This window comes from Paenibacillus sp. FSL K6-2859 (genome assembly GCF_038008265.1).
GTDB classification, from domain to species: domain Bacteria; phylum Bacillota; class Bacilli; order Paenibacillales; family Paenibacillaceae; genus Paenibacillus_AQ; species Paenibacillus_AQ nitricinens.
Genome location: NZ_JBBOYU010000001.1, coordinates 3,543,246 through 3,566,670, shown reverse-complemented (window position 1 = coordinate 3,566,670; position 23,425 = coordinate 3,543,246). Strand labels below are relative to the sequence as shown.

Genomic DNA, 23,425 nt, shown 5'->3' with positions numbered 1-23,425 from the left:
TCAGCCATCAATGACTGTGTTAAGAGCTACTTCGACCATTTCATAAAAGGATTGTTCACTTTCTTTATGAGTCAGGTGTTCCTGTCTTAACAATTGACTGCCGACTGTCAAAATCGATAACGCTTTTACACCATATTTAGCGGCTAAAGTGTATAGGGCTGTGCTTTCCATTTCCACTGCTAATACACCAAAATCCATAAACTTGTGAAGCCGATCTAAATTTTCACGATAGAATTCATCAGAATTATAGATGTTGCCAACAAAAACATTTGCATTTTTAGCTTGTGCTTGTTGATACGCTTTCATTAACAATGAGAAATCTGCTGTAGGTGCAAAATTACAACCATGAAAGATCTTCTCTGTCATATTACTGTCTGAAGACACCGCTTGGGCTATTATAATATCACGGATATTAATTTCACTCTGCATCGCACCACAAGTACCAATGCGAATCAATTTTTTAACTTCATAATCGACGATCAATTCTGTAGCGTAGATACTCATCGATGGATTTCCCATCCCTGTCCCCTGCACCGACACCGGCACACCCTTGTATAATCCAGTGTATCCATACATCCCTCTTACTTCGTTATAACAATTAGCCTCCTCTAAAAAGTGTTCTGCTACAAATTTTGCACGTAAAGGATCTCCTGGGAGCAAAACGCGCGCTGCTATTTCTCCCTTATTTGCACCTAGATGCCTACTCATAGTTCTTCCTCCAACTTTTAATAGTAAACTGAGGTTTACCGAAATCGCTTTCCACTTGCCCTCAAGTAAAATCAGTTTCGAAACTAGATTGAGCATAAGGTTTTTTGACATTACAAACTAGACCAAAAACTTACGTAGCTAACGGAAAATAATTGGTCAAATTATAAAAGCAATTCTTTACGAATATTGTCCAAATCTCTTTTAGAGGGGATCGTAGAAATAATAACAACAGGCACGGTCTTTAGTGCAACCGGGATATTACTAATGACAAGATCAATATTATTTTGCTGCATGATCTCGTCGGTTAGCCCTTTCATAATGGAAGTATTAAGGATCAACTGATCTCCTATTTCCTTCTTTATCAAATCTGCTATGTAATGACGAATTGAAAATTCCTCCCCGATCACTAAGAAAGCCCTCTTACTTGTATAACGTAAACTCGAACGAACAATTAAGGTTAGTTTTGTTAAATGGAAATTATTGAAGAGAACGGATGGGTAATTTTTATTCCACGTTTGCATACAGGTTTGCATTTCTTGATATATCTGCTGGCACTCCTGTTCGACATACGTTGTTAAATGACTTTTAGAAATCATCATCCATTCCGGAATGGCATTTTCGATTAACAGCTTGTCAAAGAACCCGTAAATCTCCAAGATAAATCGTTCATGCATATCCAAGTTCGGGTATACCTTTGCCAACAACAGGAGAAGCAGATTCCCCATTTGATATTCTTCTTTATCCTTATGTAATTCGACTTCTTTAATCGGAGTGATCTCTGACCCCTCATAATAATGATATTGGCTGAGACTAACCATGGATTGCATAAAGAATATTTCACTCTTTGGAAATTTGATGGACAGCTTTTCTTCAAGACGCTCTGCTATGGCTTTCACTGGTATATAAAACATCCCCTGTTTCCATGGGTAAGCATTTTCTTCGATTGTTACACAAGTTCCTTTAGCAGCTCTTTCTATTACAATTGCCAACAAAAAGGACAATTTCCTTTTGGAATTGATAAAATATACTATGTTATTCTCATTTTCTATATTTGTGATCAACTGATTTATATAGGCAAAATCGAGATTCACAAAGGGCCATCCTGTAAACTCATACGCATCACAATATAAATTCCAATAAAAATATCGAATATTCATTTCATTCCCTTTGATCGCAGGTGTAGAGTAACTAATGCGTAGCTTATACGCTTTTAGATCATTATTATTTAATTCCACAATCAGCTTCTTCAAAGATGAGGTACTCATAAACATGGCTTCAGAAAGCTCCTCCACAGACATTCGACCAGCATTCGTAAACAATAAATTCATCAGCCGATAAAAAATGGTTTGTCTGAACATAGAAGAAATCACTTCACTAATCGTACTTCGCCCATCACGTCGAAGAATAATTCCCTTTCCTCTAGACACTTCAATGGTTACAGTAGAGGGTAGTTGCATGCTGATTTCCTCCACCATCTTCCGTATTGTCTTATCTGAGATCCCTAAACTTTTTTCCACTTCGGCTAAGGTATACCATCTTTGTTCCGTATCAAGCAGCGTTAATAGTTGGCTGGCTAAATTAAATCCCTTATCCATGGTTATCCACCCTATTTCAATTTCATTTTAATTTTTATAGTATAAACAAATTCACATCTATAACCCTAATATTTTTCAATAAAAAAACTCGGGTTTCATTTACCCGAGTTTTAAAAATATGATTAATGAAATTATTCTTGTTGAGCAAACTGTGCAAACAGCTCATCAAACGTAGCTTTAAGCTTCATTGCGGCATTGTCTGAGAACATCAGCTTCAGGTTATCATCTGAAACCTTCGCAGACGACGAAGAATACTCATACATTTTCTCTTCGTAAGCTTGAATAGCCTTATCGAAATCATCATGATGGATGATAGCAAGTGCAAGTTCAGCTGCATCGTGCATTGCCAGGTTAACACCTTCACCTGCAAACGGTGACATTAGATGTGCAGCGTCACCAATGAGCGTAATCCCCGGCTTATGATCCCACTTAAGCCCGACCGGCAGCGTATAGATCCGTCTTAGCAGAATATTATCCTCTGACTTTCGGATATAGTTCTGAAGCGGCTCCGCCCAATCTTCGAAATACGCGAGCAGCTGTTCTTTCGCTTCCTTTGGTTGATCAAAAGGGATACCGCATGTATCCATCCAGTTTTGCTCGGCCGTGAAGGTTAAGGCGACTTTGATCTTACCGTCCCCGTTTAGCTGTGCAAGTATACCTCTATGATCGCCCAGCCCAAACACCTTGCCCCTCGCGTTAAAGGATGCCTGATCAGGATATACCTTGGAATCCACTTGCAGCTCTATCATTGTTAACCCGGAATAAGAAACCTTGGCATCCGTTAACAGCGGGCGCAGTTTAGAGAAAGCTCCATCAGCACCAATTACTAGATCCACTGTCTCCTTCACGCAGTTGTCAAAATGAAGCTCATGCTGGCCGCCTTCCAGAGCCACTGCCTCCGTCAGCTTGTAACCGTAGCGAATCGTATCAGGCTGCAACGCATTCAGCAGTAGGTCGCTTAACGTTCCACGATCGATCTCCGGACGGCCACCTTGTTCTCCCTCCTCTGCTCTTTCGTCCATATAGATCTTGCCGCTTTTATCAAACAAGCGAAAATCTTCTCCTTCGTAGCGCGCAATCGCCTGGAATTGCTCAAGCAATCCTGCTTCCTTCAGAGCTATCTGGCCGGAATCCTCATGAATGTCGAGTGATCCTCCGCGCTGGGCGTTGACATCCTGTAATTCTCGTTCATAAATCGTTACTGCAATGCCATGTCTTTGCAAAATTAAAGCTAAAGTAAGTCCACCTGGACCTCCACCGATAATAGCAATTCGTTTTTTGGTTTTATTTGCTGTCACCATAACCATCTCCTATATCCATGTATGTTGTCTGTTCCTTACACAGATATAGTAGTGCGGCTAATTAAACTGAATTTAAACGAGAATGGCGCAAAGGTTTCATCACATCTGCGCTTTTTCTTCAATAGGGCTAATTGCTCTCAGCTGCATCGTTATAACGGCTGCAATAACGGCTTTGATGATGTCTCCCGGAAGAAAGGCCAATGCTCCGACAAGACCGGCCCATATCGACGTATTTGTTATCAATGCCATGATAGGGGCGCCAATCAGACTCACTAGTAATACACCAAAGATCAGGTTGATTACTATCAGCTTCCAAGTTCGAACCTTCGGCCAGATTTTTTCAGAATACCAGCCGATAAGACCGGCCGCGATCGGGAAGCTAAATATGTATCCAGCAGAAGGACCAATGAGCACCGCGATTCCGCCGCGGCCACCAGTCAGTACAGGTAGTCCAATGGCTACCAGAATGATGAAAATGACTAGACTGAGGGCGCCCATCCGTTTTCCCAGAAAGCATCCAGCTAACATGACGCCAAGCGTCTGGGCAGTGATCGGAACGGGAATGAAACCGAGGGGAATGGGTGGAATCATGCCCAGCACCGCGATAAGTGCTGCGAATAATGCAGCATAAATAAGTTCTTTTGTCTTCAAAAAATTGACCTCCATTGGATATAAATAATTGTATTCTGGTTAGTAAATACGTCCAGTAAGCTGAATTATAATGGAGATATTCATGATTGTAAACCTAAATTTAATTTATAGTTCACAATAGAATTAAATACCAAGCTTGAGTTTTTCCAATTGTTATATAGAATTAGAGTATTCAGTCGCAATCGTTGGATGTTAATATATTCAATGGGTTTTGGTCGGAGAGTTATACTTTTGGAGGTTTAAGTTCATGACAGTAAAAGAACATATTCTTGCCTTGCTCGACAGTAATAAGGGTGAATACTTTTCCGGCGAGGAAATAGCCGTTCAGTTATCCGTGACGCGCAGTGCTGTCTGGAAAGCCATAAAATCGTTACAGACAGACGGATATTCCATACAAGCTGTAACTAATAAAGGATATTCCATGTCACCTCAAACAGACATCCTATCTGCCAGTGCAATTTCAAAATATCTGGATACCCAGGGGCAAAAGTTACGTGTAGAAGTCTTTAAGACACTATCTTCAACGAATGAAGCCGTGAAAAGCCTTGCCTCAAATGGAGAAGCTGAGGGTAAGGTGATCCTTTCCGAAGAACAGACCGCTGGGCGAGGGAGAATGGGCCGAAAATTCTTTTCTCCACCGGGAACGGGGATCTATATGAGTATCCTGCTGCGTCCCAAGCTGTCAGCAACAGATTCCGCTCTGCTAACCACTTGCGCCGCTGTTGCTGTTGCCCTTTCTATCGAGAGTGTATCCGGTAAAGAAACACAGATTAAATGGGTGAATGATGTCTTCATGGAAGGTAAAAAGGTGTGCGGGATTCTTACTGAAGCATCCGTGTCACTGGAAAACAGCTGGCTTGATTATGCCGTTCTTGGCATTGGTATCAATGTAGCGCTACCGTCCGACGGCTTTCCTAACGACCTTACCGAGATTGCAACAACTGTAATTTCTGAAAACAATTCTTATGGTGATCTCCGCAACCGACTGGTAGCAGAAGTACTGAACAATTTTATGGGATATTATGAGCAATTAACGGACAGATTGTTTCTTTCCGAATATAGAAAAAGGTTAATTTCACTTGGCAAACCCGTAACAGTGATAAAGAATAATGAACAGCTTAAGGCAACAGCTATTGATATCGATAACGATTGCCATCTGAAAGTCAGATATGAAAATGGTGACGAGGAATATCTTTCAAATGGAGAAGTCAGCGTTAAAATTTAGCTGTCGTTCTTTTTAAGATAGGCTAGCTTATGACGTTTTCGCAAAAGAAGCCACCTACAAGATGGCTTCTTTTGCGTATATGTTACTCGTGGTAATCGTCAAATTCAAACATGGAGGAATCATTTTTCAGTGGTTTCTTATTGCAAATTATTTTTTATCCAGCTAAGCAGCGACTCTTCCTTCGGAGCCCAACCGAGTAGATTTCTTGCATGGGTAGCACGTACACGGCTGTTCGAAGCGATAGCAAAACGCGCCCAGTCTCCAAGTTCTGCTATCGCTTTGTCTGCGGGCCAGCTTATGGTCTTGCCTCCAAAGCCTAACGCTTCGCTGACAGATTTGGCGATATCCCCATAAGATACCTCCCCATTTTCGGCAAAGAAATACGATGCAGACGGTGCTTTTTCAAGTGCCAATACATACAGTTGTACCAAATCTTTGATGTGGACATTAGACCAGCGATTTACGCCTTTACCTACGTGAACGCCTGCCTGCAGCTCTCTCGACTTGCGAATAATTTGCGGCAATTGATCGCTTTCCACAGGCAAAGCTAGTGCATCACCATAAATCATAGAGGGGACTATCACGATGCTTCTCACCCAATCCTCAATTCCAGCCTTGCGTACGAGGTTGTTTATCGCTACGCGGTTTTCTCTAATATCCATAGGCACAAATGGTGTTTCCTCGTCAAAAATATGTTCGCTCGCCGTTTCGCCACGGGCATCATCTCCAACCACACTTGAACCCGATGTATGCAAAAATGGTTTTCCACTTCCACGTAGAGCAGCTATAAAAGTTTCAACTGCTAGCAAATGATCTGAATCGGCTGTGTGAATTACTGCATCGCTGAGCTTAGCATATTTCGTTAGCGTATCCGTATCTTCCAACGTGCCGAGTATAGACTCTATACCAATATCCCTTAATGCTTCCACCTTATCGGGATTGCGAACCAGACCAAAGACAGTATGTCCGGCATCAAGTAAACCTTTTGCCACCGACCCGCCGATATAGCCTGAAGCTCCTGTGATAAATACTTTCATAATATTCCCTCCACATCTATGATGTTAATTCTTGTCCATTCGACAAAGTGTGGTGCCAGTCTCAATTATTTAATAATTTTGCTGCTTCTTTATTGTAAACTCCAAAACATAGATAAAACAAATTATGAAATTTCCACTTATTAATAAAAAAATTTATAAATAATACTAGCTAATCCATTTTCTTTTCCCTAAGGACAGATATGATCTCATGAATCAGAGGCAAATGCTTATTCTTTAACTGATAAGCGATATATAACTCGTTTACTACTTTTAAATGCTTAAAAATAACTTTTGATTTGCCTTCTTCTAATGAATTTTGCAAGAGGTATGTAGGTATGATGCTCATGCCCACCCCGAGCTCAACTGCCTTCAGGATCATGTGTAAATTAGGAATGATATGAATAGGTCTAATTTCAGGACGTTTCTTAAAATGTTCTCTCCAAATTCTTCTTATTATCGGCAATTCCAAGCCATAGCTGATCCATTTCTGTTGAGAGAGCCATTGCTCTTCAAGCTTTAGATTATCAAATTCAAGGATTTCACAATCACTTGGAGCTACTATAACAAACTCTTCATCCATCAATTTCAAATACTCGACACCGGGAGTTTGGAACTTTTTTGACATAATGAGAATGTCTAGCTTGTCTTCCTTCAGGAGCTCTAGCAATTGCTCGGCGGTTCCAAAATGCGAAATGGTACAAGGATTAAATTCAGGCAGCCGTGGCAGTATTTTTTCACTAAAAAACTCATGCGCCGCTCCCAGCTTGATTACACTCAGCGTTGGCAAAGAAGCCGATTTAAAGCTCATTGTCGTATTCTCTAATGATTCTATAAGTGGAGCGAGCTGGGAATATAACTCCTTTCCCCGCTCTGTTGCTGTGATTTTTCTAGTCGACCGAATAAATAAAGTTTCACCCACCTCCGCCTCCAAGGCGGCTAAGTGCTGACTCATGGCTGGCTGCGTCATCATGCGGGTTTTTGCGGCTTCAGAAATCGATTGATACTTATATATTGTGCAAAAGCTTCTATACCATTCAAAATCAACCATACTCTAGGCTCCACCTTTATACTGTAAAATTTTATATTAGAAGATGAACTTAATATATCAACATAAGACTCTGTATTCTACTGTGCTAAAGCATCTAAATCTGGCTGCATCTTGTTCCGAAGAACATACAGCATGATGGCACCAACAAGGAAGGCAACGGCATCCGAAATGACGAGCGACCAGATCACACCATGGAAACCATTCATTCGATTGGCTATATACAACACAGGGATCAGAGTAACCCCTTGAATAATTGACATTATAAACGCAGCAGTTCCTTGCGCTGTAGCTTGGAAGATCCCGGTAAACAACGAAGTCATTCCTGTAATGAACAACGATAAGAATGTCACATGCAGAATATAGCTGCCCATTTCAATTAATTGCAGGTCATTCGTAAATAAGCCAATTAAGTGGTCGGAAATCAGATAGACGATAACGCCGAACACGACAGCTAAAGCAATTATCGCTTTGATCGTGAATCCGATGGTATGCTTCATGCGTAATTTATTCGCTGTAAAAGAGAAGGCAATGAGCGGTACGACACCCTCGCATAAACCCATCAGAATGCACTCAGGTAATTGCAATAAACGTGATGAAATTCCGAAGCCGGCTATGGCTTGATCTCCATATTCGACAAGGAAATGGTTCAATACGAGTGACATTGCACCCAAGAAGATACTCATAATAAAGACGGGAACTCCGATTTTGAATACATTGCTCAGTATTTCCTTGGTAGCTTTGAACCATTTTAAAGAGATAGTTAAGAATGGGCTTTTATAACCCAAATGGTAGGCGTAGAATGCGCTAGCAACCAAGTTAGAGATGACCGTAGCCGTCGCAACACCAATCACGTCCCAATGGAAGACGAAGATAACTAGCGCATCAAGAATAATATTCACGACGACACTTAGAATCATCCCGATCATCGATATGATTGCTGAACCTTCCGAGCGCACGATATTCTCAAGTGTGAAGCATAATACAACGAATGGTGAGCCGATAAGCATAATCGTTACATAGTCCTTTGTAAATCCGAAGGAGTCGGGCGTCGCTCCCAGGCCATGAACTATTGGATCAATCAACGGGAGGCCAACAGCCATCACGATAAGACCGATTACTAAACTGCTGTAAAAAGCGAATGAAGATACATGCTTTACATCATCATATTTTTTCTCCCCTAGCAAGCGGGAGATGAATGTACCACTGCCCATGCCAATCAAGTTTCCTAGCGCCATAATGATCGCGAATAACGGCAAGGTTAGTGCAAGTGCGGTTAACATAGCCGTATTGCCCAGTGTGCCAAGGAAATAGGCATTCAATATGGAATATATGACACTCATTGACATGCCTAACATCATCGGTATACCGAAGTGAGCAACGGCTTTTGCGATAGGTGCTTTTTCAAAGTAATGGAGGTTTTCTGCGTCCATGTGGGTCACCACTTTCTTCATATATTGGGTATTTAAATTACTTAGAATTCTAACTATTAATTAAATATGAACCATGACGCAGCAACAACCAACCCCATACCGTAACAACAACTTTACAGGGTTGGTGTGCGAAATTGGACTGTTATTAAGTATCCAAGAAAGTACGTCATTATGCTGCCTTTGCCGTTCATCTTTCTCTTGTGAAAGGCTAAGCCCCTGCTACTGTTTGTGAAAAAGACTCTGCTTACTTATCGTCCGGATCAGGTGACTTGTCTGGTGATGAATTTCTGCCATCTCTGGAAGGCCAGCCGAATCCGCGCATGTCTCGATGCCCTTCCCCGCCAAAGCCAGGGAACCTTCCGCTAAAGCGTTCGTCCCTAGAATTCCCCCACATTCTTTGCATTTGTCCACGCATGGCCATTAATTTTTCGAATTCCTCTGTACCCATACGCTCCTTTGCGGCCTCCATCCACATTGCCATTACATCACGTTCTCCGTCCGTTCCAAGCTCTTCTTCTAAAGCCATAATTACGCGGGTTAAGTAATCCCCGAAAGCAACCTGCTCTTCTGAAGATAGGCTAGAAAATATGTTGACACTGTCTATCTCTTGCCCCTCTTCCTCTTGTCCTTTTTGGGTTAGGTAAATCAACATGATGCGTTTGTCTGTTTCTGATGGCTTACGGGTGATATATTCAGCTTTCTCCAATTTTGCAAGCAATTCATTGAGGGATGATACACGGATGTCCAGCATATAGGATAAATCTTTGGTGCTGATACCATCTTTCATCCGGAGAAATGCCAGTATCCTGCCTTGCCCGCGGGATGTGTCGGCCATAGGGCCCACAGCAGCGTGTGTTTTTAAGTGTTGTCGTTGCAGCAGCCATTGCAGTTTCGCGAGTTTTTCATATAATTCAGTATTCATGTCCATATTGGGTCCTCCATAAAGTTTTTATGGTACCTGTTAATCTTTGTGACGGTACCTGTTAGATATGTCAAAATGTTTTTTACAGGTACCGTTAGTATGTTGCTGATTGTTACCGGAGCCTTGTCTAAAAAACTTGCAAACAAAATAAAGAACCCACACGGAGCGCGGGTTTCTTATAGGACTATTTAGTGATCAGTTTTCACTTTTTTATATCTTCAAGCAATCCTTCAAACCATTGAACATTTACTATATGGTGGGAAAGTGAATTTTCTAACATTTTTTTAAAATAAGCAGTGATATTTTCATCGTTCTCAAGAGATAGCTGTATTAAAGATATCTTATTCTTAGTTTGTTCAATTTGTATTTCTATTAATTTAGTTAGCTCTTCTTTTTTATATTCATCTGAAAATAACATGGCTACATAAAAAGATAGGTTTATATAGTCTGTCTTAGACCCATATTTGAACATCAACTTTTCAAACTCTTTTTCCCCTAATTCAGTGATGTTATAATTATGCGTCTCTCTGGTGTTGTCTCTTTGGTCAACTTTTACAATATACTTTTTCTCTACTAATTGCCCAAGATTATAATAAAAAGACCCTTTGGTGAAATTCACTATATATTTATAGTGTTTTTCTTCCATTAAGGATAACAATTCATAACCGTGAGCCCCTGGATTTTGTTTTAATAATCCTAAAATTAGCAATATTATCAACTCAGCGCCTCCGTCAAAATGCTACTAGGTATTGTATTTTACTCATTGTTGATTTGTACAAACTGGGCTTGAAATTCATCAAATGATATTTTTCCTAATGCAAAATCCATGCTCAATATATACATTTTTTCCGCTTTAGTGTGTATTCTTGCATTATGGCGACTTAACAACTCATGTTCATTAATTAGTGGCTCAAGTACATGTTGCTTATTAATAAAGGCTTCAAAATATCGCAATCCAAATTTTCTTTGAGATATTGCATCGATATGAATACCATCCGGATTAGAAGTTAAACCTGAAGCTGTAACAAAGTAACAATCATCTTGTTCAAAAGCATATTTTTGTAACTCTTGATTCATCAACTCATATTCAGTACAATGTTTCCCGAACCCTTCTTTGCCTAAAAAATCCCCTAGGCCACCCATTATAAATGGAAAATTTGGAGCATCTAACTCTTTTCTAAGCGCCGTAAATATTAAAAGTAATTTCTGATAATAGACTTTGTAGTTGCCATTACTACTATCACTTTCTCCTTGATGCCATAAAACCCCTGATAATTCACTATTTTGCATAGCAAATTTAGTTTCTTGTAATGCATGTTTAAAAAGCGCCCCATCTACAGCCCATTCATCAATGCTGCTCCCACCCTCAGCACAAGGAATTAAGCCAATGATGTCTTCTTCATTTTCACGACACCATGCATCCGCAAATGATCCAGCCAGACTTATTCCTGAAACAGGACGGTCATAATTAATAGGTTCAGCCATCATTTGCCATCTACCATTACGTAGCATTTGGATTCTCTCGTTATAAATTGGGGGTACTTCATGTATAAATCCTCGTCCAGCCATATTTGACTGTCCAATCATTAGAAATGATTTGATCATTATTCTCATCCTCTCTTCAATAGTCTAATTAGACTGTTTATATTATTAGTCTAATTAGACTAAATGTCAACTAACCCCCAATGATATAGAAATCTTCAGTATCAGCTAATGAAGAAGAATCAAGACTAATCCTCTTCCATATACAAACTTTAACTAATAGAAAACGTAAAGTGATAATCCCCGGATCCAACCATTAGTTTTTGCCCTTCTGAAATTTGTTCCACTCTGGATAGACTTATGACTTGTTCTATTGGTGTCCCAGACTCCAAAATACTGTCCTGCTTCATCGTTGGAATAATAATCTCAGCTGTTGTATTGGATGGAATCAGCACATGCATTTCTACTGAATCTTCGTTCTGTTTTTTCCAAGTTACCTTGATCGTTCCATAGACAGATTCAAGCGAAGCATCAACCCATGTCAAATGTTCCCCGATCTGCGGCTGGATCCGTATTTTTTTATAGCCTGGTTCTAATAGTTCGATGCCACCGGCAGTGCGATAGAGCCAATCTCCAATAGCGCCGTAAGCATAATGGTTATAGGAGTTCATATCATCGCTCCAGAACGAACCGTCCTGTTTTATTCCATCCCAATGTTCCCAAATGGTTGTCGCCCCTTGGATTACAGAATATAACCAGGAAGGATACTCTTTCTGCAGTACCAATTGGTAGGCTACATCCGTATAACCGAATCTAGAGAGGACTAGACACAAATAGGGAGTGCCCACAAAGCCGGTCGTTAGGTGCACTCCATTTTCTTCGATGTGGTCGGCTAGCATCTTGGCCGTTCGATGACGATCCTTTTCCTCTAATAAGTCAAACATAAGGGCAATTGTATACGCAGTTTGTGTCGGTGAGGCTACCCGACCATTTGGTGTTACGAACTCTTGACGAAATGCCAGAACAATCTTCTCATGCAATGCTTCATATTTTAAGGCATCTTGGGGTTTTCCAATGACAGCCGCTGTCTTAGCTAGCAATTCCGTTGAATAAGCATAGAACGCGGTAGCGATCAACTCTTTGGGTGTTGCTCCGACGTAGCTGTTTTCTTTTGCATCCAGACCTAACCAATCTCCGAAGTGAAAACCTGTATTCCATAGATTTTCGTCTTCACCTTGCACCCGAATATACTCGACCCATGCTTTCATACTGGGATATTGCGTTTTCAACACACGGCTGTCTCCATAACATTGATAAAGCGTCCAAGGACAAATTACTGCGGCGTCTCCCCAAGCAGCAGAGCCATATCCTGCCGCTGGCACATCGGGAATAACATGAGGAACTCTTCCGTTCTCTTCCTGATCCGCGGCCAAATCCTTTAGCCACTTTTCAAAGAACGGGACGACATTCATGTTGAAGGCAGATGTGCGAATAAAGACTTGAGCATCCCCCGTCCATCCCAATCTTTCGTCCCGTTGAGGGCAATCTGTCGGGATATCTAGAAAATTCCCCTTTTGTCCCCATAAGATGTTGTGTTGAAGCTGATTCAAGAGTTCATCTGAACAGTTGAAATTCCCCGTTTGCTCCAAGTCCGTATGGATGACGCAGCCGATGAATTGTTCCAATAATTGATCTAGCGGTATGCTGCCTGTCACTTTTACATAACGGAATCCTTGGAAGGATAAATACGGTTCAAACGTTTCTACCTCCCCGCCATGGCATATATAAGTAACAGTCTGCTTTGCAGATCGTAAATTTCCGGTGTAGAAGTTCCCTTCGAGGTCCAACACCTCAGCATGTTCTAAAGTGATTATCGTTCCAGCCTCTGCATGAACCGTAAATCTTACCCATCCAACCATATTTTGTCCCATATCCAGCACGTGTTCGCCTTTAGGTGTAGTAATGACTGCGATAGGCTTGATGGTTTCTATAATCCTGGTCGGTTCGTTTTCCTGAGCAATTAATGAAGTGTCTGGACGGTCCTTGAGAATAGTCCTTTCCCACTTTACATCTTCATAACCGGGAGAAGACCAACCTTCTACCTCGAGCCTCGCATCATACGTTTCGCCATGATACAACTCCGACATCAAAAGTGGACCTGTAGAAGTACGCCAGTTGTCATCCGATATAATGATTTGTTCAGAACCATCGGATAAGGTGATGTGTAGCTGGATAAGCACAGCACGATCTTCACCAAAGATGTCTTTCTTCCCTTCCCAAGCTAAATATCCTTTATACCACCCGTTTCCCACTATGCAACCAAGAGCGTTATTACCAGCAGCAACCAAAGAAGTCACGTCATAGGTCTGATACTGAAGCCGTTTATTATAACTGGTCCAACCAGGGTTAAATAACGTATTATCTGCTGGTATACCATTTATATATAGGCGGTACATCCCAAGAGACGTTGCATACACACGCGCTGATACAACATTATCAGGGATTGAAAATTCCGTACGAATATAGTCGCAAGGATCTGCCCCATTCTCTTGTTGACTCGGAGGTGCTGCTATCCATTTTGCCTGCCACTCATCTACCGATAACAATGCCGTTTCCCAATACGCAGGTTTGCTCCATTCCGAAACCATCCCTTGATTGTCCCAAGCTCGAACCCTAAAGTAATACCGTGTGCGTGACTGTAAGGCGGGACCTTCGTATTCAATATGCACATTGCTATCCGACTCTGCCTTTTCAGAATCCCATATGATTTCTGAAAAGAATTTGTGATCATTTGCGACTTGAACTTGAAAGGCAGATTGGATAAATCCCCTTATTTCTGTAATGATCCACCAACTAAGCCGCGGGTATAAATCATCAATTCCCAACGGATTCTTTCTATAGTTCACTTTTAGATTTGAAACTTCAAAATTGGACATTTGTATTTACCTCCCATATTCATACGGCAGCTATTTCTATTGTATGAGTTGAGAGAGAATAGAATTGGGGGTAGTTCAGACATTTTTATAGGTGGATCTAGACATTCATTCATTAGTTTCGTACGATATGTCTAGCCTTAGCAATTTGAAAGGGGCCACGATTATGAGTATCAGACGCAGCACTTTTGTCATGTCTGGAGATAGCTTTTTCGAGCCTGGTGTGCCAATTTATGTGAACAGGGCTTATGAAACGTTCGAATTGAATGCGCATTCCCATGAGTTTATCGAAATTACTTATATCAGTGAAGGAGCAGGGGTTCACTATATTGACGATGAGGTTGTTCCTGTCGAGCACGGTACGTTATTTTATATACCTGTTGGGCGCAGTCATGTATTTCGACCTAAGACCTCGATGAAAACCCGCCCGCTCATCGTTTATAACTGTTTATTTCCAGTAAAGTATTTATCAGAACTTCAGGCTACCTTTCCTCACACCACAGATATTTGTGAATTTTTCACAGACATGCAATTGCAATGGTTCTCTATGAAAGATGTCAATGGCGCATACCATATTATGTTCCGTGAACTGTTTCGTGAATTCTCAGCGAAACCGCCAGGATATCTAGCTGTCCTCGATGCTCTAGTCGTACAAATATTAACAGGCTTGTTTAGACATCGGTTGCAGAATGTTGCGCCAGCAGGGGCTAAGCCGCAATGGATGGCAGTAGATGAAGCGATTGCATTTATAACTTATAACTATGCCAATGGGCTTAAACTTGGCGATCTTGCTAATAAAGCGAACCTTAGTGAACGGCAATTCAGCCGCCTTTTTCAGCATCAGACTGGAATGAACTTTACAGATTATATGCAAAGTATTCGAATGGATGCTGCGTGTCGTATGCTTTCGGGAGGTCATAGAAGTGTAAGTGAAATTGCCTCTGCAGTTGGATATGCTGACCTTAAATTTTTTCACCAAATATTTAAGAAAAAGATAGGAATGAGTCCCAAACAATATAGTAATTCTATACGAAGTGAGAAGTAGCTTCTAACATCCAAGGTAACAAAAGCTGCCTAGCATTTGCTAGGCAGCTTTTGTTACCGTATAAGATGATCAGGCAGTGTATCCTACTTATCACCGGCAAGTGTAAGCCACTTGCGATTGTGATGCTCCTGAACTTCAACGGGGGTATCAAAGAAATCGCTCAACACATCTGACTGCAAGCAATTGTCTGTCTCATCCCCTTTGTAGATTTCTCCGTTCTTCACCAATAAAGTATGCGTAAAGCATGGTGTTATCTCCTCGATATGATGCGTTACATACAGCAAAGTTGGTCCGCTGGGTTGCTTCGTAATCTTCTCAATCATTTGCAACAGCTGTTCCCGGGCAAAAATATCGAGTCCTGTGCAAGGCTCATCAAGAATTAATAGATCTGGATTGGCCATAAGTGCGCGTGCAATGAGGACTTTCTGACGCTGACCTTGCGACAAGGTATCGTATGTACGAGCAGCTAAGGAAAAGCAGTCTAGAAATTCCATCAACTCCTCGGCTTGCTTTTGATCCTCTTCATTCGTCTTGTCGTATAAACCGATAGTTGCGAATTTTCCGCTGAGGACGATAGTCAGTGCAGTCTGGTGGCCGTATAGCTTCTGTTGCAGCGAGGTGCTGACCCAACCGATTCGTTTCCGTAACTCTCTAAGATCCACATCGCCAAAGCGGTGGTCTAGCACTTCGACTTGCCCAGTCGTCGGCCATATATAGCCGTTCACTACGTTCAGCATCGTCGTCTTGCCAGAACCGTTTAGTCCGACGATACACCAGTGTTGACCTTGTTTCACTTCCCAATTCATATCGCGTAAGATCATTGTTTTATCACGTTGCCATGATACATTTTTGAGTGATATAATCATGCCCAAATTCCTCCTCTACATGAATGTCTATATTGAACTTAAAGCTCAGAAAGAGTTCCATTTAAAATTTTGAGGGTCGATTGTACTGCTTGATCTGGATCGCCATTTTTAATAGATTCATACACTTGTTCATGGTAATCGGATTGAGGATCATGAGAACTATAATTACGGTTTAATTTGCTCATTGCATCTGACAAAATATGAGTAAACGTTCTATATAAGTCAATGATTACAGCGTTTTTACATGCCATTGCTACAGCCATGTGGAATTCTATATCCGATTTGGCATACAGTTCACGATCATTCTGCTTTAGAGCCATATCTCTTGTATCTAAATGTTTTCGCATGTTGAATAAGTCAGTGTCATCATGACGTAGAGCTGCTAATCTTGCGATTTCTAATTCAATCATTTTTCGAGCTTCGAAGACCTCAATCAATTCTGCACGATGTAAACGATGGGTAAGTGGTTCTTGAATAATAGGACTGGATTTTAAGTAGGTTCCAAAACCCTGTTTTTTCTCTAAGAGACCAGCATGAACTAACACACGCACTGCTTCTCTTATCGTTGATCGCCCTACATTAAATAATTTCATTAATTCAGGTTCTGGAGGTAATTTGTCTCCTGGCAGGATTGTTCCTGTTGAAATTTTTTGTTGTATTTGATTAACAACATCGTCCACTAACTTAGTGGATTGAACAGGTTGGAATGCCCCCTTTTCAAACATCTGATCATCTCCTCTTTTTGCAGAATAACATGATATTCTTTACTTAACAAGTAAGATTTTGAAGTTTATAACGATTATTAGGGTAATGAAAAAGCAGCTAATCATTTTGATTAGCTGCTTAAGTAGCTTATTTAGCTACAGCCTTATTGCATGTTTCACTCTATTTTATTGTCCTTTTTCCATTACAGCAAAGTAGTTATTTTCACCATCTGCGAAATTGAATACTCTTCCACCGGGAATTTCTACAATATCTCCAACCGTAACATTCTTGTCCTTCAACTCTCGATTCAATTGATCAAAATTATCCGAAAAGAACATTAAAGAAGGTGTTCCGAGATTCATTTCAGGATTCATTTGGGCAACCAACTCTTTATTATGAAGAACAATGCTAGTCGCTGCACCTTTCGGAGCAAGTTCGATAAATCTCATAGGGCCATTTGTTTCGTCCAAAATCACCTCAAACCCTAGCTTTTCTGTCCAGAATTCTTTGGATTCCTCTTGGTTATTTACATATAACATAATTTGTCCGATTTTATTAATCATAATTTATACTCTCCTTAGTCGGGATAATTTATTGCTTGTTAAATATACCTCATTACGAATATTCCCGTCAAGGAATATAAATTGAACTCCCCTTTTCAAATACAAGTTGACTTAGTTTCTGGAGATTGTCCATATCCTCATATTATTTACTTTCTTTTCCTACATTAAACCGAATTTCAGATCAGCGAAAGAGAACATCGATAATTATTTTTATTTTTAAATACCTCTACAATATTTCGATATACCCTTCTGTTCCATTCACACGAATTTGTTGCCCGTCTTTTATCAACTTGGTGGCATTTTCCACTCCGACAACTGCTGGCAAGCCATATTCACGAGCGATAACGGCTCCATGGGTCATCAGTCCGCCAACTTCGGTGACTAGGCCTTTAATAGATACAAACAATGAAGTCCAGCCTGGGTCAGTAAAGGCGGTAACTAATATATCGCCATCTTCCAGATCTGCCTCTTCCATGTTTAAGATGACACGTGCTCGTCCCTCTATAACTCCGGTAGAAACAGGGAGACCTATTATTGCTTTGTCTGGCAGATTTTCTTGTTTGTATTTACCTGTAATAATCTCACCATCAGATGTGATTACACGTGGCGGAGTAAGTTTTTCAAAAAAATTGTAATCGTCTTTTCGTCTACTGATGATCTGATCATCCAGTTTATTTGTACGTACGACTTCGTGAAGTTCTTCAAAAGTGAGATAGAATATATCTTCTTTTTCATGAATAACGCTAGTTTGTACGAGTTGTTCGGCTTCTTTCAGTAAAGCTTGCTTATAAATGAAGTAGCGGTTAATCATGCCGTATTTTGGATATTCACGGTAACCGATATAATTCCTGATTAAACTGATAACTCGTTTTGTCTCTTCAGCTTTTAGTTCACCATCCGGTAATTGCTTTAATCGATCTAATAACTCTTGTTCTTTTTCTAAAGCTTCTCGTCGGCCTTGCTCAAATTTCCGTTTGCCAGCATTAGGCCCAAAGTTTTTGATATTACTGAGAATCATAGGTACAAGTGTAATCGGTTTTTCACTCCAACGCGTTCTCGAAATATCGATTTCACCGGCACATCGCATTCCGAATTTGTTGAGATAAGCATAAATTGCGTCTTGAGTTGCCTGTCCACCATCAAACTTAATCAGTTCATCCAAAAAATTATCATCTTTTACATGTTGTAAATAATTAATTATTTCCGGGTAAGGACGAATTACATCTGCAACATCCAAAAGCGCCAGACCCATTTCCGAGGTAATGTTGTTTGGTACAGACTGAGAAAGCGTGTCTGCTGCGTTTTTTTCACCTAACCACTCGTACATTTTTTCATTGATCCATGACGAAGCGTTCATAGCAGTCATAAAAACCTTTGTACTTTGTGGGTCAGATAAGAACTTCTTTAATTCCTGGAGATCTTCAAGAATAAAATCAAATAGATCTGCCCCTGATTTCGTTCGGATGTTTTGTCTTAATTCTTCTATCGATGTTTGACTGTTCTTAATCAAATCAGAAACGATTGCCGGATCATTTTCGATTAGTGCTTGAAAACCTTCTGATGAACTATCTTTACTGCTATTACCGGGATTCCGTTCTTTTCTATCATCTGGTAACGATTTTATATATTCTCGTTCTATTAGGGTCATAAATGCGTCTTTTATAAGCGGATCGGATTTCCCAAGGGTATTTATGAAATTTTCTCTGCTGACAGGCGAAGCCAGCATATGTGTAACATCAACAAACAACCTTCCACCGGCTTTTCGCATGGGTGCAGGAGTGATTAACAGGTAAAAAGACAATCCTAGTGGTTTCATGGGATCCGTCATCATTTGTTGATGACCGACAGATACGTAAACGTGATTTTCTTGATCATTCACTTCAGGGATCGGAAATAAAGTAGTGATTGGCCGACTCTGAACAATATAAAAAGTATCACGCTCCAAACACCATTCGATATCTTGTGGACAACCAAAATAAGCTTCGATTTCTCTACCTATGCGTGCCAGTTGTAAAATTTGTTGTTCGGTAAGGGTTTGAGCCTTTTGCTGATCGAGATCGATTTTCAGGGTCTCTGTTCCACCTTCTTTTAATCCATAGATAGCCAAATTTTTGGTTGCTATCATCATATCGACGATTTCCTCTTCTTGTACTTTATAGCAATCGGCAGATACCAAGCCAGAGACCAGAGCTTCGCCGAGCCCAAAACTGGCATTAATAGATAGCACCTTTCGATTAGAAGTCATCGGATCCGCTGTGAATAAAATCCCTGAAGCCTGAGGGTAAACCATCTTTTGCACGATAACAGATAAATATACCTGTCTGTGGTTAAATCCATTTTGCATACGGTAGATTACCGCGCGATCCGTAAATAGAGATGCCCAACATTTGCTTATGTGCTGCATGATTGCTTCTCTTCCGATGATATTTAAATAGGTGTCCTGTTGACCAGCAAAAGAGGCATGTGGTAAATCTTCAGCAGTTGCACTAGAACGTACTGCATAAGCCTGTTCTTCACCAAGTTGGGAGAGATAGTGAGTAACTGCTGTCACAACATCGGAAGGAATTTCTACTTCCATAAGGAGTTGTCGAATCTTCCTACTGATTTCACCAATTTGCTCTCGATCGTTTACGTTTAACATGGATAGTTGATCTAATAAAGTATGATACTTTTCGTTCTTTTCGATGGCTTTTTGGTAGCCCACTGTTGTAACACAAAATCCTTCAGGTACTTTTATTCCTTCGATAGTTGATAATCGCCCTAAATTCAACCCTTTTCCGCCCACGAGCAAAAGCTGTGTTGTATCTATTTCCCGAAAACCAAGAATCATTGAACGCATACAATATCTCTCCTAACCATTAAAATGAGAAAAAATTTGACAAGAGTTTAGCTGCATGGTATATTATGAATATAAGATGCGTTATTTATGTCTTTATATTTTTTATAGTTGTGATCCGATTATATCATCGTGTCTTTTTATATGCAATATAAAAGAACCTGAATACTATTCAGGTTCTTTTTTGTGTCTCCCGCTATTATTTGTTATTCAAAAGCCATGGTTCGAATCCAACTACAACCCGTAGACTTCAAACTCATAAATTCGTGCTGCTGTATCGGCTCCTTGGGTGGGCTTAAGAGTTATTAATTTTACATAGCGAGCTTTCACCAAAGCAATCGCGTCTGTCGACTCAGCTGCCGAGTTTCCTTGCACGTTTACAACATCCGTCCAGTTCGTTCCGTCGTTACTCACCTGAATGGTATAGTCGCTTGTATTAAACCCGGACCATTCTCCACCACTCTCAGCATGCTTGACGATAAAAGTGCTGATTTGATGCTCGGCTCCTAGATCGACTTGTAGCCAATGAGGCAGATTCCCAAGTGCACACCATTTGCTATTATCCGTCACTTTACCGTCAACTGCGTTTGGTGCGCCTTCCTTGTCTCCGCATGCATGATCGGCTGTTGCAGGTTTTCCAAGTGCTAAATTCTTCACCGCACCAGCTTCCTTACTCACTGTAATGAGCGCCTTTTTCATAATTGTGTCTTGGCCCGAGCTGTTGGTTGCTGTTAGTGATACGTTATATACACCCTCCTGATTGAACGTTACAACCGGGTTCTTCGATGTGCTGACAGCTGGGCTACCGCTTTCGAAGCTCCATGACCATTCTTCTGTCACTTCGGTCGACAGGTCGGTGAAGTTTACGCTCTCACCTGGAGCTACCAAGGTTCGATCAGCTTTGAACTCTGCAATCGGCTTCGGATAAGCTGGCCAGCTGATCTTCACGCTGGAGGCCTGACCTTGCTCGTATCTTCCATTGATTGCAACGACCTTCAATGCTGTAAGTGTTTCTTTGTCTATTCTTCTCATCTCAGGAACGTAAAACACATGATTTGATGTCGCACCCAATAATACCTCACTGCCATCTGGCAGTACTCTATAGATTTCGTATTGCTTCACCTGCTGATCAAGTGGCTTCCACTCCAATCTAGCATCTCCATAAATTCCATCGCGAAAATCGGATTGAGTAACCTTCAGATCGTGAACCGCCGGTAGCGTTTTAACCGGGTCGTTGGCATTTTGGATGGAGAGCTGGCCAATTTGAATGCTATAATTATTAATCGTATCCTTGGTATCAAAATATAGTGACAATGCTACGATTCGTTTCCCTTTGTATGGGGTCAAATTCAAAGTTTCAGTAGTCCAGCCTGGCGCTGTCTTATCCTTCACGTTTAGAAAGATAAATTGGTCTGGTTGGTCTGCAAAAGCAAGACCTACCTTCAAGCTGGGCTTGTTCAGCGTTTTATAAGTAACCGATAGCTTAGTGCTTGCTTCGATTTTAAGGTCTGTCTTGTAGAGCTTCAGATGCGTTGCATTGTTATGGCTCAGATCACCTGAAACCTTCAGCGAACTGCCGCCGTAATACGCATCGGACCAATCGAGCTCTGGAGTAAGTGAAGTTCCTTTGCTGTCTGCGATCCAGCGCCATGTTGGCAGGATATCCTGCAGGCTCCGGTTATTCCACCCCTTATCTCGTACCTGCTGCCCTCGGACATAATATTTCTGCCCGCTTCCTGTATTGAAATTGGTGATGAAAGGTAGCTTATTTATAGGGGATGATTCTACCACATTGTCCGCGATTCCTTTCCAGGCCTGATCGCTCACGGTGTTACCTGGATTCCCGTTTGGCCCCACCCAGAATTTGTTCTCGCGTGCGAAGAAATCCTCCATGCTTTCTGCGCTGTTGAAAGTCCAGTCTGGACGGTAGATACCAAGGGAAGTGACGGCAGGCTGACCAACCGGAAATAGCAGATTCCAGTTCACATTCGTATCGTAGCCCTTGGCTTCAACATCTATCCCTGCAAACAGGTCATACGGACTTCTATCTAAACTTTTGGCCTTATCTGCTGAGCTTTTAAGATCTTTCCACCAGAAGTTCAGGAACATATTGTCTGTTATTTTCTTATTATCGTCTTGCAAGAACATTGCATTCTTATCATTTAGCGCATTTTGCCAACTGATACTGCCCTCCTTGGTCATGGAGTCGTACCATACGATTTGCATAGATGCAGATTTATGCGATTCTAGATAACTTAGGAAAGCTTTCATTTTCTGGGCATCAGCTGGTGTTCCACCCTCTGTCTCCTGGTTAATAAACCAACCGTCAAATCCGTAATACTTCGCAACCTGGATCAGCTTATCTGCGGCAGGAAAGGAACCGTCGCTATTCTGCTGAAGCATTTGCTTCACCCATTCAAATTTCCCTCCATAAACAGTTGGCGGGAAGAACACCGTTCCGACGATCGGTACGCCATTCTTATGTGCTGCGTCGATTGTATCGGCGCTTGGCGGTACGATGATTCCTTCACCGGCAGATCCGCCCCAATAGACCAGCTTGTCAACATATTGCCAATAAGTAAACGTATTAGCTCCAAATTTGTCTGATCCCTGTGATGGCACACCACTTGTTCCTGAGTTCAGTGCTGATAAAGCCATAACTTTCGGCGCTTTTGTCGCATGAGCATTGACTCCATCTGTCACAAAGCGGTCTTGCAGCGGAATTGTACTTCGGTTGAATGCCGCATCCGGGTCGGATGCAGGACTCCACTGAAGCAACTGCTCTGGAAACCAGTAGGATGAATAAGGCTGTTTAGCGAACGCAGTAGTGGATATTGCTACACACATCACAAATAAGAATATAAAACCTGCACCAATCTTTTTCATGCCGTACTCCTCCAATCGATAGTTTTATGATTGCGCTTACATTTTATCAAGTTGGACGAAGCTCTAGATAGTGGATTAATGACAAGTTCAGGTGCAAATATTACAGATTGTAAGTCTGAAGCTTTAGTGCATGCATCCGCTTTGGCTCCATAAATAAAAAAAAGCCCCCATTTAAACCAATAGGTGCTCTCA

At 41.2% G+C, this 23,425-nt stretch carries 18 protein-coding genes; 2 read left to right on the top strand and 16 right to left on the bottom strand.

What is annotated here, in order from left to right:
• From deoD to MHB64_RS15695, 4 genes are all read right to left on the bottom strand, one after another.
• The gene (gene deoD, locus MHB64_RS15710; RefSeq protein WP_341134823.1) at positions 1–708 is read right to left on the bottom strand and encodes a purine-nucleoside phosphorylase; all 708 of its coding nucleotides are present in this window, start codon (positions 706–708) and stop codon (positions 1–3) included.
• 161 nt (positions 709–869) lie between these two features.
• A complete protein-coding gene (locus tag MHB64_RS15705) occupies positions 870–2,303 on the bottom strand; it encodes a helix-turn-helix domain-containing protein (RefSeq protein WP_341134822.1) in 1,434 nt (477 codons plus the stop codon).
• 131 nt (positions 2,304–2,434) lie between these two features.
• The gene (locus MHB64_RS15700; RefSeq protein WP_341134821.1) at positions 2,435–3,604 is read right to left on the bottom strand and encodes an FAD-dependent oxidoreductase; all 1,170 of its coding nucleotides are present in this window, start codon (positions 3,602–3,604) and stop codon (positions 2,435–2,437) included.
• 99 nt (positions 3,605–3,703) lie between these two features.
• On the bottom strand, positions 3,704–4,255 hold the full coding sequence (locus tag MHB64_RS15695; protein WP_094868980.1) for a biotin transporter BioY: 552 nt from the start codon (positions 4,253–4,255) through the stop codon (positions 3,704–3,706).
• A gap of 247 nt (positions 4,256–4,502) precedes the next feature.
• Here MHB64_RS15695 and MHB64_RS15690 point away from each other — a divergent pair, with 247 nt between their 5' ends.
• Positions 4,503–5,480 carry a biotin--[acetyl-CoA-carboxylase] ligase gene (locus tag MHB64_RS15690; protein ID WP_094868981.1) on the top strand — a complete coding sequence of 326 codons (978 nt, stop codon included), beginning with the start codon at positions 4,503–4,505 and terminating at the stop codon, positions 5,478–5,480.
• A 137-nt stretch (positions 5,481–5,617) separates the two neighbouring features.
• On the opposite strand, the gene MHB64_RS15685 is transcribed toward MHB64_RS15690, so the two are convergent.
• From MHB64_RS15685 to MHB64_RS15655, 7 genes are all read right to left on the bottom strand, one after another.
• Positions 5,618–6,517 carry an NAD-dependent epimerase/dehydratase family protein gene (locus tag MHB64_RS15685; RefSeq protein WP_094868982.1) on the bottom strand — a complete coding sequence of 300 codons (900 nt, stop codon included), beginning with the start codon at positions 6,515–6,517 and terminating at the stop codon, positions 5,618–5,620.
• A 169-nt stretch (positions 6,518–6,686) separates the two neighbouring features.
• A complete protein-coding gene (locus tag MHB64_RS15680) occupies positions 6,687–7,565 on the bottom strand; it encodes a LysR family transcriptional regulator (protein WP_341134820.1) in 879 nt (292 codons plus the stop codon).
• A 77-nt stretch (positions 7,566–7,642) separates the two neighbouring features.
• The gene (locus tag MHB64_RS15675) at positions 7,643–8,995 is read right to left on the bottom strand and encodes an MATE family efflux transporter (protein ID WP_341134819.1); all 1,353 of its coding nucleotides are present in this window, start codon (positions 8,993–8,995) and stop codon (positions 7,643–7,645) included.
• A gap of 244 nt (positions 8,996–9,239) precedes the next feature.
• A complete protein-coding gene (locus MHB64_RS15670; RefSeq protein WP_341134818.1) occupies positions 9,240–9,923 on the bottom strand; it encodes a MarR family winged helix-turn-helix transcriptional regulator in 684 nt (227 codons plus the stop codon).
• Between the two features lie 196 nt (positions 9,924–10,119).
• On the bottom strand, positions 10,120–10,635 hold the full coding sequence (locus MHB64_RS15665; RefSeq protein ID WP_094868986.1) for a PadR family transcriptional regulator: 516 nt from the start codon (positions 10,633–10,635) through the stop codon (positions 10,120–10,122).
• Positions 10,636–10,673: 38 nt separating this feature from the next.
• Positions 10,674–11,522 (bottom strand): sialate O-acetylesterase, encoded by an 849-nt coding sequence (locus tag MHB64_RS15660; protein ID WP_341134817.1) that lies wholly within the window; start codon positions 11,520–11,522, stop codon positions 10,674–10,676.
• Between the two features lie 149 nt (positions 11,523–11,671).
• Positions 11,672–14,335, bottom strand: coding sequence for a glycoside hydrolase family 78 protein (locus MHB64_RS15655; RefSeq protein ID WP_341134816.1), 2,664 nt, complete (start codon positions 14,333–14,335; stop codon positions 11,672–11,674).
• 163 nt (positions 14,336–14,498) lie between these two features.
• Between MHB64_RS15655 and MHB64_RS15650 the strand changes: the two genes are divergently transcribed.
• The gene (locus MHB64_RS15650) at positions 14,499–15,377 is read left to right on the top strand and encodes an AraC family transcriptional regulator (protein ID WP_341134815.1); all 879 of its coding nucleotides are present in this window, start codon (positions 14,499–14,501) and stop codon (positions 15,375–15,377) included.
• Positions 15,378–15,460: 83 nt separating this feature from the next.
• Here the strand turns inward: MHB64_RS15650 and MHB64_RS15645 are convergent, their stop codons facing one another.
• From MHB64_RS15645 to MHB64_RS15625, 5 genes are all read right to left on the bottom strand, one after another.
• Positions 15,461–16,243 (bottom strand): ABC transporter ATP-binding protein, encoded by a 783-nt coding sequence (locus MHB64_RS15645; protein ID WP_094868990.1) that lies wholly within the window; start codon positions 16,241–16,243, stop codon positions 15,461–15,463.
• Between the two features lie 38 nt (positions 16,244–16,281).
• Positions 16,282–16,968, bottom strand: coding sequence for a FadR/GntR family transcriptional regulator (locus MHB64_RS15640; RefSeq protein ID WP_094875016.1), 687 nt, complete (start codon positions 16,966–16,968; stop codon positions 16,282–16,284).
• Between the two features lie 165 nt (positions 16,969–17,133).
• Complete coding sequence (locus MHB64_RS15635; protein WP_094868992.1) at positions 17,134–17,511, bottom strand: VOC family protein; 378 nt, start codon at positions 17,509–17,511, stop codon at positions 17,134–17,136.
• A 226-nt stretch (positions 17,512–17,737) separates the two neighbouring features.
• A complete protein-coding gene (gene ppsA, locus MHB64_RS15630; RefSeq protein ID WP_341134814.1) occupies positions 17,738–20,350 on the bottom strand; it encodes a phosphoenolpyruvate synthase in 2,613 nt (870 codons plus the stop codon).
• Positions 20,351–20,581: 231 nt separating this feature from the next.
• On the bottom strand, positions 20,582–23,233 hold the full coding sequence (locus tag MHB64_RS15625; protein WP_341134813.1) for an endo-beta-N-acetylglucosaminidase: 2,652 nt from the start codon (positions 23,231–23,233) through the stop codon (positions 20,582–20,584).
• Between the last annotated feature and the right edge of the window lie 192 nt (positions 23,234–23,425).

Bases quoted from the DNA above. Each gene is read 5' to 3' on its own strand.
- deoD (WP_341134823.1), bottom strand. From the start codon at position 708: ATGAGTAGGCATCTAGGTGCAAATAAGGGAGAAATAGCAGCGCGCGTT.
- MHB64_RS15705 (WP_341134822.1), bottom strand. From the start codon at position 2,303: ATGGATAAGGGATTTAATTTAGCCAGCCAACTATTAACGCTGCTTGAT.
- MHB64_RS15700 (WP_341134821.1), bottom strand. From the start codon at position 3,604: ATGGTGACAGCAAATAAAACCAAAAAACGAATTGCTATTATCGGTGGA.
- MHB64_RS15690 (WP_094868981.1), top strand. From the start codon at position 4,503: ATGACAGTAAAAGAACATATTCTTGCCTTGCTCGACAGTAATAAGGGT.
- MHB64_RS15685 (WP_094868982.1), bottom strand. From the start codon at position 6,517: ATGAAAGTATTTATCACAGGAGCTTCAGGCTATATCGGCGGGTCGGTG.
- MHB64_RS15680 (WP_341134820.1), bottom strand. From the start codon at position 7,565: ATGGTTGATTTTGAATGGTATAGAAGCTTTTGCACAATATATAAGTAT.
- MHB64_RS15675 (WP_341134819.1), bottom strand. From the start codon at position 8,995: ATGGACGCAGAAAACCTCCATTACTTTGAAAAAGCACCTATCGCAAAA.
- MHB64_RS15670 (WP_341134818.1), bottom strand. From the start codon at position 9,923: ATGGACATGAATACTGAATTATATGAAAAACTCGCGAAACTGCAATGG.
- MHB64_RS15660 (WP_341134817.1), bottom strand. From the start codon at position 11,522: ATGATCAAATCATTTCTAATGATTGGACAGTCAAATATGGCTGGACGA.
- MHB64_RS15655 (WP_341134816.1), bottom strand. From the start codon at position 14,335: ATGTCCAATTTTGAAGTTTCAAATCTAAAAGTGAACTATAGAAAGAAT.
- MHB64_RS15650 (WP_341134815.1), top strand. From the start codon at position 14,499: ATGAGTATCAGACGCAGCACTTTTGTCATGTCTGGAGATAGCTTTTTC.
- MHB64_RS15645 (WP_094868990.1), bottom strand. From the start codon at position 16,243: ATGATTATATCACTCAAAAATGTATCATGGCAACGTGATAAAACAATG.
- MHB64_RS15640 (WP_094875016.1), bottom strand. From the start codon at position 16,968: ATGTTTGAAAAGGGGGCATTCCAACCTGTTCAATCCACTAAGTTAGTG.
- MHB64_RS15635 (WP_094868992.1), bottom strand. From the start codon at position 17,511: ATGATTAATAAAATCGGACAAATTATGTTATATGTAAATAACCAAGAG.
- ppsA (WP_341134814.1), bottom strand. From the start codon at position 20,350: ATGCGTTCAATGATTCTTGGTTTTCGGGAAATAGATACAACACAGCTT.
- MHB64_RS15625 (WP_341134813.1), bottom strand. From the start codon at position 23,233: ATGAAAAAGATTGGTGCAGGTTTTATATTCTTATTTGTGATGTGTGTA.